Source organism: Sphingomonas sp. Leaf20 (genome assembly GCF_001421535.1).
Classification (GTDB): domain Bacteria; phylum Pseudomonadota; class Alphaproteobacteria; order Sphingomonadales; family Sphingomonadaceae; genus Sphingomonas.
This window is the reverse complement of sequence record NZ_LMKN01000008.1, coordinates 840,486-854,963: the sequence shown is the minus strand read 5'-3', so window position 1 is coordinate 854,963 and position 14,478 is coordinate 840,486. Positions and strand designations below refer to the sequence as shown.

Below are 14,478 nucleotides of genomic sequence, written 5' to 3'. Positions count from 1 at the left end.
CGATGGGCCCCGTGGGGCAAGGCTGGGAGCCCGTGAGAATCACTCGCAACAGCTGTATCAGCCCGTCGGGACACCTGCGTTACCCGGTATGGGCGTGGTAGCTGCACGCGTAAAAGCGGTGCGATGTCACCGGATCCGGCCAGCAATTCCCAGCCGGTTCCGGACCACACGGCAGGGCAAATCACCGATCCAGAGGGGACACGGGGCTGCTGATGCCAGCGCGACCCGATCCTCCCCCACCAGGGGGAGGTGTCGCCGAAGGTGACGGAGGGGGAGGACACGCAACCAGGGTGATCCCCGAACGCCCCCTCGGCCAGACCAACGCCCGCCCCCTCGCGGGAGCGGAACCGTCGATCGGCTCAGCGCAGCGCGCCGGCCACCAGCTTATGCAGTCGCGAATGCAGCGCGTCGTTCGCGGCGAGGAACTCGTTGCGCTCCATCGCGCGGTCGCCGCCGCGGAAGTCCGTGACGTAACCGCCCGCTTCCTTGACCAGCAGCATCCCCGCGGCAACGTCCCAAGGTTTCAGGTTGGATTCCCAGAAGCCGTCGAACCGCCCGGCCGCGAGCCAGGCGAGATCGAGCGCCGCGGCACCGAGACGACGGATCCCCGCAACCTCGGGCGCGACCGCACCGAAGATCCGGCTCCACTGCGCGAAATCGCCATGGCCAAGGAACGGGATACCCGTCGCGATGAGTGATTCGGACAGATCGCGACGCGACGACACGCGCAGCCGCTGGTCGGTCAGCCAGGCGCCGCGCCCCTTCTCCGCCCAGAAGCTCTCGTCGGTCAGCGGCTGGTACACGAGCGCGGTCGTGACCTCGCGCTTGCCGTTCGCCATCGGCTCCTCGACCGCGATCGAGATGCAGAAATGCGGGATTCCGTGAAGGAAGTTCGACGTGCCATCGAGCGGATCGACGATGAAGCGCGGCTTGTTCGGATCGCCGGCGACCTCGCCGCGCTCCTCCATCAGCATGCCCCAGTCGGGACGCGCGTGGCTCAGCTCTTCGAAGATCGTCTGTTCGGCGCGCTGGTCGGCCTGGCTGACAAAGTCGGCGGGCCCCTTGCGACTGACCTGGAGCTGCTGGACCTCGTTGAAGTCGCGACGCAGGCGCGGCGCGGCCTTGCGGGCGGCGCGCTCGATGACGGTCATGATGCCGGAATGGCTTGGCATTTTAATCCTTTCAGCCCCTCCCCTTCAGGGGAGGGGTTGGGGTGGGGCAGTGCCGCAGACGCAGGCCGCGGGCAAAGCCCGCGTCGTCGGCCGGGCCATGCCCGCCGGCCGGGCCGGCGGGTCGTGCGGATAGCTTAAGCTATCCGTCTCGGCCGCTCGGCCTCAATCAGCACGCCTTACATAGGTCTGCTCGTACACATCGACCACGATCCGCGTACCCGCACCGATATGCGGCGGCACCATCACGCGCACGCCGTTCTCGAGCACCGCGGGCTTGTAGCTCGACGACGCGGTCTGCCCCTTCACGACGGCATCCGCCTCGACGATCAGCGCCTCGATCGTGTCGGGAAGCTGGACCGAGATCGGCCGCTCTTCCCAGAGCTCCATCACCACGTCCATGCCGTCCTGCAGGAACGCCGCGGCGTCGCCCAGGATGTCGGCGTCGAGCGTGATCTGCTCGTAATTGACCTTGTCCATGAACGTCAGCGCGTCGCCGTCGCGGAACAGATACTGGAAGTCGACGGTGTCGAGCCGCACCTTCTCGACGCTCTCGGCGGAGCGGAAGCGGGTGTTGTTCTTGCGGCCGTCGATGAGGTTCTTCATCTCGACCTGCATATAGGCCCCGCCCTTGCCGGGCTGCGTGTGCTGAATCTTGACGGCGCGCCAGATGCCGCCCTCATATTCAAGGATGTTGCCGGGACGAATCTCGACCGCGTTGATCTTCATGACCGATTCCTGCTGGAAAGAGCTAGGGGCCGTCCGCCAGGCAAGGCCGTGCGGAAACCCGAAGCCGCGCGCTTTAGCGGGATGCCCGGGTTCCGGCAAGCAGGGGGTACGGGTTGACGTCCTCCCCCTGCCACCAGCGGTCTTGCGGCTTCGTCCGCGTGACCGCGAAATGCAGATGGTAATTGCCCGGCCCCGCATCGCCGGTATCGCCGACATAGCCCAGGTGATCGCCGGTCTTGACCGCCATCCCCTCGCTGACCCCCGCGGCATAGCCCGCGAGATGCGCGTAATAATAGGTCCAGTGCCGGTCGTGCGACCGGACATAGAGCGTGATCCCGCCGAGCGTGCTGTCGAAAAGCTTCTCGACGCGGCCCGGCGCGGCGGCGACGACGACGGTGCCGCGCGGTGCCATGATGTCGGTGCCGCGGTGCCCCCGCGTGCCGTCACCGCGCGCATCGTCCCAGCTGTCGGCGATCGCGCCGGCACGCACGCCGATCACGGGCACCGCCAGCCTGCCCGGCGACGCGCTGGTCGAGCCCTCCGCCGGCGCCGCTTCACCGGCTTCCCGCTCGACCGCCGCGGGCGCGCTGCCGTTCCCGAACGACAGCATCGATGCGAACCCGCCGCCGATCACCACGATCAGTCCGAGCATGATCCAGAACGTCCGGGTCATCAGCTCAGGCCTGGAATTTCGCCTTGGTTCCCGGCTTGACCATCATCGACAGACGCGCGGCATCCCAGTTGGTCAGGCGGATGCAGCCATGGCTTTCGGCGCGACCGATCGTCTCGGGGCTTGGCGTCCCGTGGATCCCGTAATGCGGCTTGGAGAGGTCGAGCCAGACCACGCCGACCGGACCATTCGGCCCCGGCGGCAGCATCTCCTTCTGCTGGCCCTTTTTCGCATCCCAGAACAGCGCCGGGTTGAAATGGAACTTGGGGTTATAGTCTGCGCCCTTGATCGTCCACGTGCCCAGCGGCAGCGGATCGTGGCTCGATCCCATCGTCGCCGAGAACTGCGCGATCAGCTTGTCGTTCTTGTCGAGCACGCGCAGCACGCTGTCCGACTTGTCGACGACGACGTGATCGGCCTGCGGCTGCGTCGCATCGACGTTGAGCATGGTGAGCGTGGCCCGCCATTCGGGGGTGAGCTTCTCGTCATAGGCGCGCGACGACGGCAGCGCATTGGGGAACACGACCTTGGTGCCCGGCGCCAGTCGCGTGCCCGGCGCATTCAGTGCCATGATGACGGCCGGCGTCGTGTGGAACATCTCGCCCAGCTTCTCCATCACCGTTCGATAGCCGAGCGACGGGAGTTCGGCCTGCTTCGCCGGATCCTTGGGAAGCGGATTGACGAACGGTCCGGCCAGCATGTCGGGCGTCAGTGCGATCGTCACCGTCGGCCGCGCGGCGCGATAGGGATAGAGCGCGCGCATCGTCTGCGGATCGGACTTGCCCGTGATCGGCAGCCCCTTTGCTTCCTGGAACCCCTTGAGCGCGGCAACCAGCGACTGTCCGCCGCGACCATCGAGCACGCCCGGACCAAAGCCGAGATGATCGAGAATCACCTGCACATGCAGCACGTTGCGATCGATCGGCACGGGGGGCCCCGACGCCTGCTGTGCAAACGCGGGCGTTGCGGCGCCCAGGAGACAGGCGGCAAGAACCGAGGTCTTCGTCAGAAATGCTGTCGTCATGCCATGGTCCCAAACCGTTACGCCTGTGGACCAAACGGTCGGCGCGTCGGTTGTTTCCAACGGCTTGGCGCGGCATGCCAAAGGCCGGCGGCGTAGCGTCCGCACCGCCCGGCCCGCGCCCGGCTCAAGCCTTGGCGAGCACCTCACCGAACGCCTTGATCGCGGCGACTTCGTCACCGTTCCAGACCGCGCCCGACACGGCGATGAAGTCTGCGCCCGCTGCGGCCAGCGGCGCCGCGTTCTCGGGCGTGATGCCGCCGATCGCGACGCACGGCATCTCGAACAGCGTCGACCACCAGGACAGCGTCACCGGCTCCGCCATATGCTCGACCGTCTTGGTCGTCGTCGGATAAAAGGCCCCGAACGCGACATAGTCCGCGCCAGCCTCGCCCGCTTCCATCGCCAGATGGCGGCTGCCGTGGCAGGTTACGCCGATCTGCGCATTGGGGCCAAGCTGCGCGCGCGCCTCGCGCGGATCGCCGTCGCCCTGCCCCAGGTGAACGCCGTCTGCATCGAGCCGCTTGGCGAGGCCGATATCGTCGTTGACGATGAACGCGACGTCGCGCTCGGCGCAGATCGCGCGCAGCGGCGCCCCCAGCGCCGCGGCGGCATGCTGGTCGATGTCCTTCACGCGGAACTGGAACGCGGCCACCGGCCCGGCATCGAGCGCGCGCGCCAGCCGGTCGGGAAAGTCGCCGGACACGTCGAGCGGCGAGACGAGATAGAGCTGACATGGCGGCCGCCGCATGTCGCGACGGAAATTCTCGGCGAATGTCGGGTCGAGCGGGCCCAGCGGATCTTCTTCGGTCATGCCCGCGGCCGTAGCCGGTTAAGCGCGTCGGCGAAACCGGCAGGATCATCAAGACGGTGCGCAATCGTCGATATCTGCCGCCGCCCCACCGCGACGGGCGCCAAAAGATCAATAACCGTATTGGGGTAGGCGATCAGCGCGAGGTTCAGCACATGGCGTTGCTTCAAGGTCGCGGCATCACAGGACGACCGAAGCCCTGCAATCTGCTGGGTCGCCACGCTGACCGAGCGCAATCGGCCTGTCCGCATTAGGAGCCGGTCCGCCTCGAGAACAACCGGCATGCTTCGAAATGCCCGGACGACCGTCACGAGCCACATTATCATCCCGAGCGTCACCGCTGCGACGGCGATGGCGATACGCGGCCACCAATGCGCCAGCAGCAGATGGACCACGACCAATTCGACGGTCGACAGCCCGATCAGGACCCAGATCATCGGGGCGATCGCTTTGTGATAAGAGAACGCCCCGATCACAAAGCCTTATTCCTCGTTCTTGTAGATGCGGATGATGCGGTCGAGCATCGCCAGCGCCTCGTCGCGCGGACGCTGGAAGGTGTTGCGGCCGATGATCGAGCCGTTGCCGCCGCCGTCGCGAATGTCGCGCGCGTCCTGGAACACCGCGTCCTCGCCCTTCGACGCGCCGCCCGAGAAGACGTTGATGCGACGCCCGGCAAAGCTCGACTGGACGACATGCTTCACGCGATCCGCCTGCTTCGACCAGTCGGTGCCGGCGTAAAGCGACTTGCATTCCTTCTGCTCGATATGATCGGTCGGCAGCTTGGTCTTGATGATGTGCGCGCCGAGCAGCGCCGCCATGTGTGCGGCATAGGCGCCGACGTCGAGCGCGAGCTCGCCGTCCTTGGTCAGCTCGCCGCCACGCGGGTAGGACCAGATCACCGTCGCGATACCGACCGACTTGGCCTCTTCGCTCAGCTCGCGGATCTCCTCGACGAGGTCGAAGAACTGGTCCGCACCCGGATAGATCGTAAAGCCGATCGCCGCCGAGCCGAGCCGGACCGCGTCCGCCACGGTCGCGGTAACCGCCTGATCGATCGACGTCGCCCAGCTGTTCGAGCTGTTGCACTTCAGGATCGTCGGGATCTGCCCCGCGAACGTGTCCGCGCCCGCCTCGAGCATGCCGAGCGGCGCCGCATAGGCGCTGAGCCCGGCGTCGATCGCGAGCTGATAGTGGTAATGCGGGTCGTACGCCGCCGGGTTGACCGAAAAGCTGCGCGCCGGGCCATGCTCGAAGCCCTGGTCGACGGGCAGGATCACGAGCTTGCCGGTGCCGCCGAGCTTGCCCTGCATCAGGATGCGCGCAAGGTTCGCCTTCACCGCCGAACTGGTAGCTTCATACTTGTCGAGGATGGTCTTGATTTGCGGTGTGATCGTCGTGGTCATGGTTGTTCCTTCAAAGCTCGAGCCAACGGCGCAACGCATCGTCGACGCTGGTCATGGTGGTGATGGGAATGGTGCCGACAATCTTCACGATCTCGTCGCGGGCGAGACTATCCAGCTTGTCGACCTGGATTTCGGCGGCGTCGTGAAGCCCGGTGTCCGGGGATGCCTCAAGGGGCACGCGGAACAGATTCGTATCGCTGGTGACACAGGTCAGCGGGCAGACGGACACCGTCGCATGTTCGGCGAACACATCCGACTGGACGACGAGAAAAGGCCGCGGTTTTCGGGGGGCGTCATCTGGCCCCGCCCCGACCACGATCATGCCACGCGAGATCCTCACGCGGACGGCGCCGAAATCAGGAAATCCCAATTCTCGTCCTGTACCGCGCGGTCGCGCGCGGCAGCCTTCATCGACTGCCGCCGCGCCTCCGCGAGAAAAGCCTCGTCGTGGCGCTCGACATAGCGTCGCACGGCTTCACGCGCGATATCGCTCTTGCTGCGCCCCTGGGTACGCGCAACCGCCGCGAGGCGTTCTTCGAGTTCGCTATCGAGCCTGACGCCGAGCATCCGAGTCTCCGTTTAACATGTTAAACATAGCTTGGATGCCGGCGCATTTCAACCGTGGAGCGCGGCGACCCCGGGAAGAGTCTTGCCTTCCATCCATTCAAGGAACGCGCCACCCGCGGTCGACACGAACGTGAATGCCCCCGCCACTCCGGCGTGGTTGAGTGCGGCGACCGTATCGCCGCCGCCTGCGACCGAAACGAGCGAACCGCCCTCGGTCAACGCCGCCGCGGTGCGCGCGAGCGCCACGGTCGCGGTATCGAACGGCGGTGTCTCGAACGCGCCGAGCGGGCCGTTCCACACCAAGGTCCGGCAGTTCTTGAGCACGTCACCAAGCGACTCGACCGCCGCGGGGCCGACGTCGAGGATCATCTCGTCGGCGGCGACCTCGTGGACGTTGATCGTGCGCGTCGCGGGGTTGGGCTTGAACTCCTTCGCGACGACGACGTCGTAGGGCAGATGGACGGTGCAATTCGCCTTGTCGGCAGCGTCCATGATCTGTTCGCAGGTGCTCGCCAGCTCATGCTCGCACAGGCTCTTGCCGACATCGACACCGCGCGCGGCGAGGAAGGTGTTGGCCATCCCGCCGCCGATGATCAGGTGATCGACGCGCGTCACCAGATGCCGCAGCACGTCGAGCTTCGACGACACCTTCGCGCCGCCGACGACCGCTGCGACCGGATGCTCGGGCTCGCCCAGCGCCTTCTGGAGCGCGTCGAGTTCGGCCTCCATCGCACGCCCGGCAAAGGCGGGAAGGACATGCGCCAGACCCTCGGTCGAGGCATGCGCGCGGTGCGCGGCGGAGAAGGCGTCGTTGACGTACAGGTCACCGAGGCTCGCGAAACGCGCGACGACGGCGGGATCGTTAGTCTCCTCGCCGCCGAAGAAGCGCGTGTTCTCGAGCACGGCGATGTCGCCGGGCTCAAGCGTCGCGACCGAATCCTCGGCGCCTTCCCAGTCGACGTAGCGGACTTCGCGCCCCAGGACTTCGCTGTACGGTTTGACGACCTGCGACAGCGAGAAGTCGGGGCTCGGCTTGCCCTTGGGCCGCCCGAAATGCGCGAGGACGAGGACGATCGCACCCTTGTCCGCCAGTTCGCCGACCGTCGCGACGGTGGCCCGAAGGCGCGTGTCATCGGTGACGCGACCCTCGGCCATCGGCACGTTGAGGTCTTCGCGGACGAGCACGCGCTTGCCCTGGATGTCACCCATATCGTCGAGAGTCTTGAAAGGCTTGGTCATGGTTTCTCGATCCTGATCTCGTCACCGACGGCGATCCTGCCGCCCATCAATACACGGGTACACGCCCCGCCCCGCCAGTCGGGCGTGAGCGCGGCGAACAATCCTGGTGCCAGCGCTTCCATCCGTTCGCATGGATCGGTGTGCCGCGTCACCTCCAGCACGACGTCCGCGCCGATGCGGAGCTGCGTGCCGGGTACCTGGGGAAGGTCGAAGCCGTCGACGAGCAGGTTCGCACGACGTTCGTACCAGGGAATATCGCAGCCGACCTCGGCCATCGCGGCATCCCAGTCGACACGCTCGATCAGCGTGACCTGACGCCGCCCCTTGCCGCCGGGCTTCACATAGCCGCGAAAGTCGCCGTGCAGGCCGGCCTCGACGGTGATCTCGACATGGTCGATGACCTCCATCGGGGCTTTCGCGCGGGGGTGGCGGGCGATGCCGGCGATCGTGCCGGCTATCGTTGAAACCCGGGCCACCGCCCCCTCCCCGTTCGTGTCGAGCATAGTCGAAACACCATCTGTCACGAATAGCGACTTCTCGACTGCGCTCGAAGCGAACGGAAGAGGGGGTGCATGGTGCGCAGGCTTAGATGAACTTCGCCATTGCGGTGGCGGTGTCGACCATGCGGTTCGAGAAGCCCCATTCGTTGTCGTACCAGCTGACGACGCGGACGAGCTTGCCGTCGATCACCGCGGTCTCGAGGCTGTCGACCGTCGACGACGCGGGCGTATGCTGGAGATCGATCGAGACGAGCGGCTCGTCCGACCAGTCGAGCACGCCGACCAGCGGGCCGCTCTCGGACGCCGCTTTCAGCACCGCATTCACCTCTTCGCGCGTCGTGTCGCGCGACGGGGTGAAGGTCAGGTCGACCAGCGACACGTCCGGCACCGGCACGCGGATCGCCGACCCGTCGAGCTTGCCCTTCAGTTCGGGAAGCACTTCGGCGACCGCGCGGGCAGCGCCCGTCGTGGTCGGGATCATCGACATCGCCGCGGCGCGCGCACGGCGCAGGTCGGGATGGATCTGGTCGAGGATCTTCTGGTCGTTGGTATAGGCATGGATGGTGGTCATCAGCCCGCGCTCGATACCGATCGCGTCGTTCAGCACCTTGGCGACGGGCGCGAGGCAGTTGGTGGTGCACGACGCGTTCGAGACGATCGTGTGCTCGGCGGTGAGCTGGTCGTGATTGACGCCGTACACGACGGTCAGGTCGACGCCCTTGCCCGGTGCCGAGATCAGCACCTTCTTCGCGCCCGCATCGAGATGCTTCTGGCAGCTCGCCTTGTCGGTGAAGAAGCCCGTGCATTCGAGGACGATGTCGACGCCCAGTTCGGCGTGCGGCAGGTTGGCGGGGTCGCGCTCGGCGGTGACGCGGATGCGCTTGCCGTCGACCAGCAGTTCGTTGCCCTCGGCCGATACCTCGCCCGGATACTTGCCGTGAACGCTGTCGCGCTTGAACAGCCACGCATTCGACTTCGCATCGCCGAGATCGTTGATCGCCACGAGCTCGAGCGCGCTGTCAGCCTGTTCGAGCACCGCACGCGCAACGAGACGGCCGATGCGCCCGAAACCGTTGATCGCAACCTTGACCGTCATGGCTTTATCTCCGCTACGCCCGTGAGTCCGTTCCGGGCGCGCTGCCTTTGCGGGGCGGCGGGCCGCCCTGTCAACACCGTGGGTTGGTCTAAACTGTTCCAATCCAGGCTTGTCGCGCCTCCCTGCCATGCTATCTCGCATGGCATGTCAGACACACTTCCCGACGCGCCGACGGCCGTCGACCGGATCGACGCCGCGATCGGGCGAATCGAAGCTGCGATCAACGCGCGTGCCGAGAGCGGCGCGGCGCTGGCGCGGCGCCACGCCGCACTGAAGGCGCGCATGGCCGAGGCCGTTGCCGCGCTGGACGACGTCATCACCCGCAGCAGCGCCAACTGATGGCGCAGGTCATGCTCGATATCGGCGGCCGTCCGCACGCGGTCGCCTGTCGCGACGGGGAGGAATCGCGTGTCAGGATGCTCGGCGCGATGCTCGCCGAGCGCTGGCCGGTGGCCGATCGTGCCGCAGGCGGGCTCAGCGCCGAGCGCGCGATGCTGTTCGTCGCGCTCATGCTCGCCGACGATCTCGACGAGGCGGCGCATCGCCCGCCCGAAGGCGCCGCGGTGAGCGAGATCGCGCTGACCCGGATCGCCGATCGGCTCGAGGGCCTTGCACAGGCGCTCGAGCAAAGCCCCCTTGAGCAAAGCCCCCCGAGCGCCTAGATTGAGCATGGCGGGTTCTGCCCGGTACGAGCCTTTATTATCCCTGAGGCTATTCATCATCCATAGGGGGCTGTCCCTGTTAGGATCCTGGTCCGAAGCACATGGTCCCCACCTGACGTACCGTGCGTCAGTGGATAACCCGGCACACGGCCATGGTGGGCCCGCCACACCACCCCCTTTCGACGGCTTGCCCGCATGACCGAGAAAAGCGTGCTCAGAGCCGCGCTACGCGCCGCACGAGATGCGTGCGCCCAAGTCGCTATCCCCGTGCCCTCGGCGTTCCTGGCGCGGCTGAAGCCGGGAATGACCATAGCCTCCTATGTCCCGTTCGGCGGTGAGGCCGATCCGTCCCCATTCGCGCGCGCCGCGGTCGACGCGGGCTGCGTCATCGCGCTCCCGCACGTGGTGCGTCGGTCGCTACCGATGCGCTTTCTGGCATGGGAGACCGAGGCCGCGCTGATCGCCGGCCCGTTCGGCCTCCACCAGCCTGCCGAGGACGCGGCCGAACTGGCGCCGGACATCATCCTGGCCCCGCTTGTCGGCTTCGATCGCAGCGGCAACCGAATCGGCCAGGGCGCCGGCTATTACGACCGCGCGTTCCTTGCGCACCCCGATGCGTGGCGCGTCGGGGTTGCGTTGTCAGTGCAGGAGGTCGAAATGCTGACGCCCGATGCGTGGGACGTCCCGCTCCACGCCATCGCCACCGAACGCGAATGGATCACGCTATGACGCCGAGCTGGCGCAAACCCGTTGGGATGCTCGGCATCCTGCTCCTGATCATGCTGTGGTGCGTGGCGATCGTGAGCCTGTCGACCATCGTCGGCAGCTGGCACTGGCTGGCGCAGCTGGTGTTCTATCTGTTTACCGGCCTGATCTGGATCGCACCGTTGAAGCCGGTGCTGCGCTGGATGGAGATCGGGCGGTAGCCAGGCACCCGCCCGCCCCTTCGCCGTTCGTCCTGAGTAGCCGTCGAGTAGTCGCCGCAGGCGGCGTATCGAGAGGGCGTATCGAAGGATACGCTCCTGACGGAGCTGCTCGGTCTCTACTCAGCACGAACGCTATGGGGGAGGAATGCTCGCAGCACGCCTAAATCTGGAAAGGGATCTCGGCCACCCTAGCGAGGGTGGCGCGAGTGACGGGACTCGAACCCGCGACCTCCGGCGTGACAGGCCGGCGCTCTAACCAACTGAGCTACACCCGCATTCCCAATGACGACCCCTGGCGACCCTGGGGCCACAGCGGAAGGCTCGTCAAGACCTCAACACTCTCTCGAACCATCAAACGATGGCGCGAGTGACGGGACTCGAACCCGCGACCTCCGGCGTGACAGGCCGGCGCTCTAACCAACTGAGCTACACCCGCTGAAACAGCGTGGAGGCGGCAACTAGGCGAGGGTTCGGATACCGTCAACCCCCCGTTTCACGTTGTTGCTCGGATGCGTCGCCGCGACGTCGATTTCGCCCCGTCTTGTTCTGTACCAGCGTGCCGTGTTCGAACAGGAACCCCGCGATATCGGGCTTCCCCGCCGCCCCCAGGACCGTCTGGAGGATGATGAGAAGCGGCACCGCGAGCAACGCGCCGAGCGTGCCCCAGACCCATCCCCAGAAGCTCAGCGATATGAGGATCAGCAACGGGGAAATCGTCAGGCGGTGACCGACGATGAACGGCGTGATCGCATTCGCCTCGACCAGATGGAGCCCGTACATCAGCGCGGGCGGCAGCATCGCCATCCAGATGTCCGAGAACGTCATCAACCCGCCCAGCCCCAGCAGGAACGCACCGATCACCGGCCCGAAATACGGGATGTAGTTCAGCAACGCGACGATCCCGCCCCACATCGCCGGATAGGGCATACCGATCGCCCACAACGCGACCCCGGTGACGATGCCGAGCGTGACGTTGATCAGCGTGATCGTCCCCAGATAGGCGGAGACGTCGTCGACGACGTCCTGGATCACGCGCGCCGTCGCCATCGCGCCGTCGAAGCTGGTCCGCCCGGTGATCGTCTGCCGCCGCATGCCGGTCCATCCCGACAGGAAGAAGAACACGATCAGGATACCGAACAGCAGCTGGACGATCACCGCCGGCGCCGAGGTCGCGGCGAATTCGAGGATCGAGCTCGGCGCAGCGACACCCGCCGTCGCCGGTTGCTTGATCGGGGTCGATGCGACCTGGCGCAGCGTCCGGTTCACATATTTTTCGAGACTCGAATACAGGTCGAGCAAAGGCGCGAGATTGCTCTGGATCCGGTCGAGCCGCGTCGGCAGCAGGCGGAAAAAGTCCGTCGCCGGGACCAGGATCGCCGCGATCGCGATGTTCGCCGCGACGAGGAACACCAGGATGCACGCCAGCGCCGCGATCGCCGAAGGAACGCCGCGCCGCTCGAGCCATTCGAGCACCGGGATCAACGCGACCGCGATCACCAATGCGGTCGTCAGCGGCAGGAAGAATTCGGCGCCCGCCTTCAGCGCGAACGGCATGGCGATGACCAGCCCGACGCCCGCGGTCAGCGTCAGTGCGGCGAGCAACCGGTCGCGTCGCTGAGCGATCCGCATCGCGTCCTCGACGCCGACGCCGATCGGCAATCCGAACGCGCCGTCCGCGCCGCTGCCCGGTGACGAACCGTCCGCAGCATTCCGGTTCTGGCCAACATCGGCGGACAAGGCCGGCTCTCCGGAAGATTCGTCGTTCGTCATGTCGCCACCCTCTGCTTCCCCCTCTCCTTGTCGCAATCGCAGCGGGTTACAAGCAGGGATAGAGGCGGCGACCACAGGCGACGATCAGCGCACGCCGGGCACGCGACGCTACCGCACGCCCGTCATCGTTGCCGGATGGTCACGCCCATCGTTCAGGCGCTCGCCATCGCACGGTCGGCAAACAGCGACTGAAGATCCTTTTTGAGGATCTTGCCATTGGCGTTGCGCGGCAGCGTCTCGCCGACGAAATGGATCGCGACGGGTGTCTTGAACGCCGCGAGCCGGGCGCGCACCCATGCCTGAAGCTCCGCCTCGGTCGCGTGCGTCCCGGGCGCCAGATGCACCACTGCCGCGGGCTCCTCGCCGAGTGTACGGTGCGGGATGCCGATCAACGCGCAATCGGTCACCGCAGGATGCTCGTACAGGACGTTTTCGACCTCGGAGGAATAGATGTTCTCGCCGCCGCGGATGATCATGTCCTTGGCGCGGTCGACGATGTAGCAGAACCCCTCCTCATCCAGCCGGGCAAGATCGCCGGTTCGCACCCAGCCGTCGATGAACGTCGCCGCGGTCGCGTCGGGCTTGTTCCAATACCCCTTCACGATCATCGGCCCGCGCGCCCATAATTCGCCGACCTCGCCCACCGGCAGCACGGTGACGCCGTCCTCGGCAACGATCTTCAGGTCGACCACCGGCGCGGGCGGCCCTGCGCTGGTCGGGCGGTTGAGATAATCCTCCGCGCCGTGATGCGTCACCGTCGCCATCGTCTCGGTCATGCCCCAGCCATTGCCGGGCAGCGCGCCGAGTTCGGCATGGATCCGCTTGACCAGTTCGGGCGCGGACGGTGCCCCGCCATAGGCGACCGATTCGAGCGACGACAGGTCATAGCGATGGCGGTCGGGATGCTCGATCAGCTGCCACGCGATCGTCGGCACCCCCCCGGTCACGTTCACCTTCTCGCGCTCGATGATCTCCATCGCACGCACGGTGTCCCATTTGCGCATGAAGATCATCGTGCTGCCCGTCGCGATCACCCCCATCATCCCCGCCGAACAGGCGGTGACGTGGAACATCGGGATCACCGTCAGGCTGACGCGGGGTGTCGGCTCGGGCGGCGTTTCGCCGCGGCGCAACGCCGACCGCGCCCCCGAATACCCGCCCGTCATGATGTTCGACATCATGTTGCGATGCGTCCCGAGCGCCCCCTTCGGCGCGCCCGTCGTGCCGCTGGTGTAGAAGATCGTCGCGTCGTCGTCGGGCGCGATCGTCGCGTCGGGGAGCGGCTGCTCGGGCAGCGTCGCCCACGCCTGTGGCGGGCCGATGATCTGCTCGAGCGGCGACGCGATTCCACCAAGCGGCTCGACCGCGCGGCTGACGAGCACATGCTCGAGTGACGGGAGCGTGGCATAGGCGGTCTCGAGCCGGTGATGCCGCTCGTCGTCGGCGATCAGCACCCGCGCACCGGAATCGGCAAGCCCGTATTCAAGCTCGGCGCCCGTCCACCACGCATTGAGCGGCACCATGATCGCGCCGATCGCGGTGGCGGCAAAGAACGCGACCGGCCATTCGGGCAGGTTGCGCATCGCCAGCGCGACGCGGTCCCCGGGTCCCACCCCGAGCGCGCGCAGATGCGCCGCGAGCGCCGTGACCGCGCGCCATGTCGCCTCGTAACTGACGCGCTCGTCCTCGTAGATCGTGAACAGACGCTCGCCATGTGCGCGGGCCGCCTCGATCAGATAGCGCAGCGACGGCGGTGCGTTCTTCCAGATCCGCGTCTCCACGCCGCCTATCGTCACCACGTCCATCTCGAACTTGGTTCCAGCCGCGGTCAGCAGCCGCTCGGTCTCGGTCATGGACATGACGGGCCAGCGCGGGTCCAGGGCGATGATCGGTTCTTGTACCAAGGCCGGTCCAC

The 14,478-nt window shown here is 66.6% G+C and carries 18 protein-coding genes and 2 tRNA genes; 4 read left to right on the top strand and 16 right to left on the bottom strand.

What is annotated here, in order from left to right; genetic code table 11:
- Positions 1–359 precede the first annotated feature (359 nt).
- From ASE72_RS12225 to gap, 12 genes are all read right to left on the bottom strand, one after another.
- Positions 360–1,172 (bottom strand): inositol monophosphatase family protein, encoded by an 813-nt coding sequence (locus tag ASE72_RS12225; protein ID WP_056021390.1) that lies wholly within the window; start codon positions 1,170–1,172, stop codon positions 360–362.
- Positions 1,173–1,334: 162 nt separating this feature from the next.
- Positions 1,335–1,898, bottom strand: a complete 564-nt coding sequence (gene efp, locus ASE72_RS12220; RefSeq protein WP_056021388.1) for an elongation factor P — start codon at positions 1,896–1,898, stop codon at positions 1,335–1,337.
- 73 nt (positions 1,899–1,971) lie between these two features.
- On the bottom strand, positions 1,972–2,571 hold the full coding sequence (locus ASE72_RS12215; protein WP_056021385.1) for a M23 family metallopeptidase: 600 nt from the start codon (positions 2,569–2,571) through the stop codon (positions 1,972–1,974).
- Positions 2,572–2,575: 4 nt separating this feature from the next.
- Positions 2,576–3,592: a L,D-transpeptidase family protein gene (locus tag ASE72_RS12210; protein WP_056021382.1), complete on the bottom strand. Its 1,017-nt coding sequence runs from the start codon at positions 3,590–3,592 to the stop codon at positions 2,576–2,578.
- A 124-nt stretch (positions 3,593–3,716) separates the two neighbouring features.
- Positions 3,717–4,403 (bottom strand): thiamine phosphate synthase, encoded by a 687-nt coding sequence (gene thiE / locus ASE72_RS12205; RefSeq protein ID WP_056021379.1) that lies wholly within the window; start codon positions 4,401–4,403, stop codon positions 3,717–3,719.
- On the bottom strand, positions 4,400–4,876 hold the full coding sequence (locus tag ASE72_RS12200; RefSeq protein WP_056021376.1) for a hypothetical protein: 477 nt from the start codon (positions 4,874–4,876) through the stop codon (positions 4,400–4,402). The genes thiE and ASE72_RS12200 overlap by 4 nt, the downstream gene beginning before the upstream one ends.
- 6 nt (positions 4,877–4,882) lie before the next feature.
- A complete protein-coding gene (locus tag ASE72_RS12195) occupies positions 4,883–5,803 on the bottom strand; it encodes a class I fructose-bisphosphate aldolase (RefSeq protein ID WP_056021373.1) in 921 nt (306 codons plus the stop codon).
- Positions 5,804–5,813: 10 nt separating this feature from the next.
- Positions 5,814–6,125: a type II toxin-antitoxin system PemK/MazF family toxin gene (locus ASE72_RS12190; protein ID WP_056021370.1), complete on the bottom strand. Its 312-nt coding sequence runs from the start codon at positions 6,123–6,125 to the stop codon at positions 5,814–5,816.
- Positions 6,126–6,139: 14 nt separating this feature from the next.
- Positions 6,140–6,370, bottom strand: coding sequence for a type II toxin-antitoxin system RelB family antitoxin (relB, locus tag ASE72_RS12185; RefSeq protein ID WP_056021367.1), 231 nt, complete (start codon positions 6,368–6,370; stop codon positions 6,140–6,142).
- Positions 6,371–6,418: 48 nt separating this feature from the next.
- Positions 6,419–7,609 (bottom strand): phosphoglycerate kinase, encoded by a 1,191-nt coding sequence (locus ASE72_RS12180; RefSeq protein ID WP_056021364.1) that lies wholly within the window; start codon positions 7,607–7,609, stop codon positions 6,419–6,421.
- Complete coding sequence (locus ASE72_RS12175) at positions 7,606–8,016, bottom strand: MOSC domain-containing protein (protein ID WP_200916286.1); 411 nt, start codon at positions 8,014–8,016, stop codon at positions 7,606–7,608. Before ASE72_RS12175 ends, ASE72_RS12180 begins: the two co-directional genes overlap by 4 nt.
- A gap of 178 nt (positions 8,017–8,194) precedes the next feature.
- Complete coding sequence (gene gap, locus ASE72_RS12170) at positions 8,195–9,205, bottom strand: type I glyceraldehyde-3-phosphate dehydrogenase (protein WP_056021358.1); 1,011 nt, start codon at positions 9,203–9,205, stop codon at positions 8,195–8,197.
- Between the two features lie 144 nt (positions 9,206–9,349).
- On the opposite strand from gap, the gene ASE72_RS12165 reads away from it, so the two are divergent.
- From ASE72_RS12165 to ASE72_RS12150, 4 genes are all read left to right on the top strand, one after another.
- A complete protein-coding gene (locus ASE72_RS12165; RefSeq protein ID WP_200916243.1) occupies positions 9,350–9,544 on the top strand; it encodes a hypothetical protein in 195 nt (64 codons plus the stop codon).
- The gene (locus ASE72_RS12160; RefSeq protein WP_056021355.1) at positions 9,544–9,867 is read left to right on the top strand and encodes a cell division protein ZapA; all 324 of its coding nucleotides are present in this window, start codon (positions 9,544–9,546) and stop codon (positions 9,865–9,867) included. Before ASE72_RS12165 ends, ASE72_RS12160 begins: the two co-directional genes overlap by 1 nt.
- A gap of 195 nt (positions 9,868–10,062) precedes the next feature.
- On the top strand, positions 10,063–10,596 hold the full coding sequence (locus ASE72_RS12155; protein WP_056021352.1) for a 5-formyltetrahydrofolate cyclo-ligase: 534 nt from the start codon (positions 10,063–10,065) through the stop codon (positions 10,594–10,596).
- Positions 10,593–10,793: a DUF2842 domain-containing protein gene (locus ASE72_RS12150; RefSeq protein WP_056021349.1), complete on the top strand. Its 201-nt coding sequence runs from the start codon at positions 10,593–10,595 to the stop codon at positions 10,791–10,793. The genes ASE72_RS12155 and ASE72_RS12150 overlap by 4 nt, the downstream gene beginning before the upstream one ends.
- Positions 10,794–10,991: 198 nt before the next feature.
- Here ASE72_RS12150 and ASE72_RS12145 read toward each other — a convergent pair.
- The 4 genes from ASE72_RS12145 to ASE72_RS12130 all read right to left on the bottom strand — a co-directional run bounded on the left by ASE72_RS12145 (position 10,992) and on the right by ASE72_RS12130 (position 14,422).
- Positions 10,992–11,068 (bottom strand) — tRNA-Asp (locus ASE72_RS12145).
- 84 nt (positions 11,069–11,152) lie between these two features.
- A tRNA-Asp gene (locus ASE72_RS12140) sits at positions 11,153–11,229 on the bottom strand.
- A 44-nt stretch (positions 11,230–11,273) separates the two neighbouring features.
- Complete coding sequence (locus tag ASE72_RS12135) at positions 11,274–12,422, bottom strand: AI-2E family transporter (protein WP_156350475.1); 1,149 nt, start codon at positions 12,420–12,422, stop codon at positions 11,274–11,276.
- A 293-nt stretch (positions 12,423–12,715) separates the two neighbouring features.
- On the bottom strand, positions 12,716–14,422 hold the full coding sequence (locus ASE72_RS12130) for a class I adenylate-forming enzyme family protein (protein ID WP_082445961.1): 1,707 nt from the start codon (positions 14,420–14,422) through the stop codon (positions 12,716–12,718).
- Between the last annotated feature and the right edge of the window lie 56 nt (positions 14,423–14,478).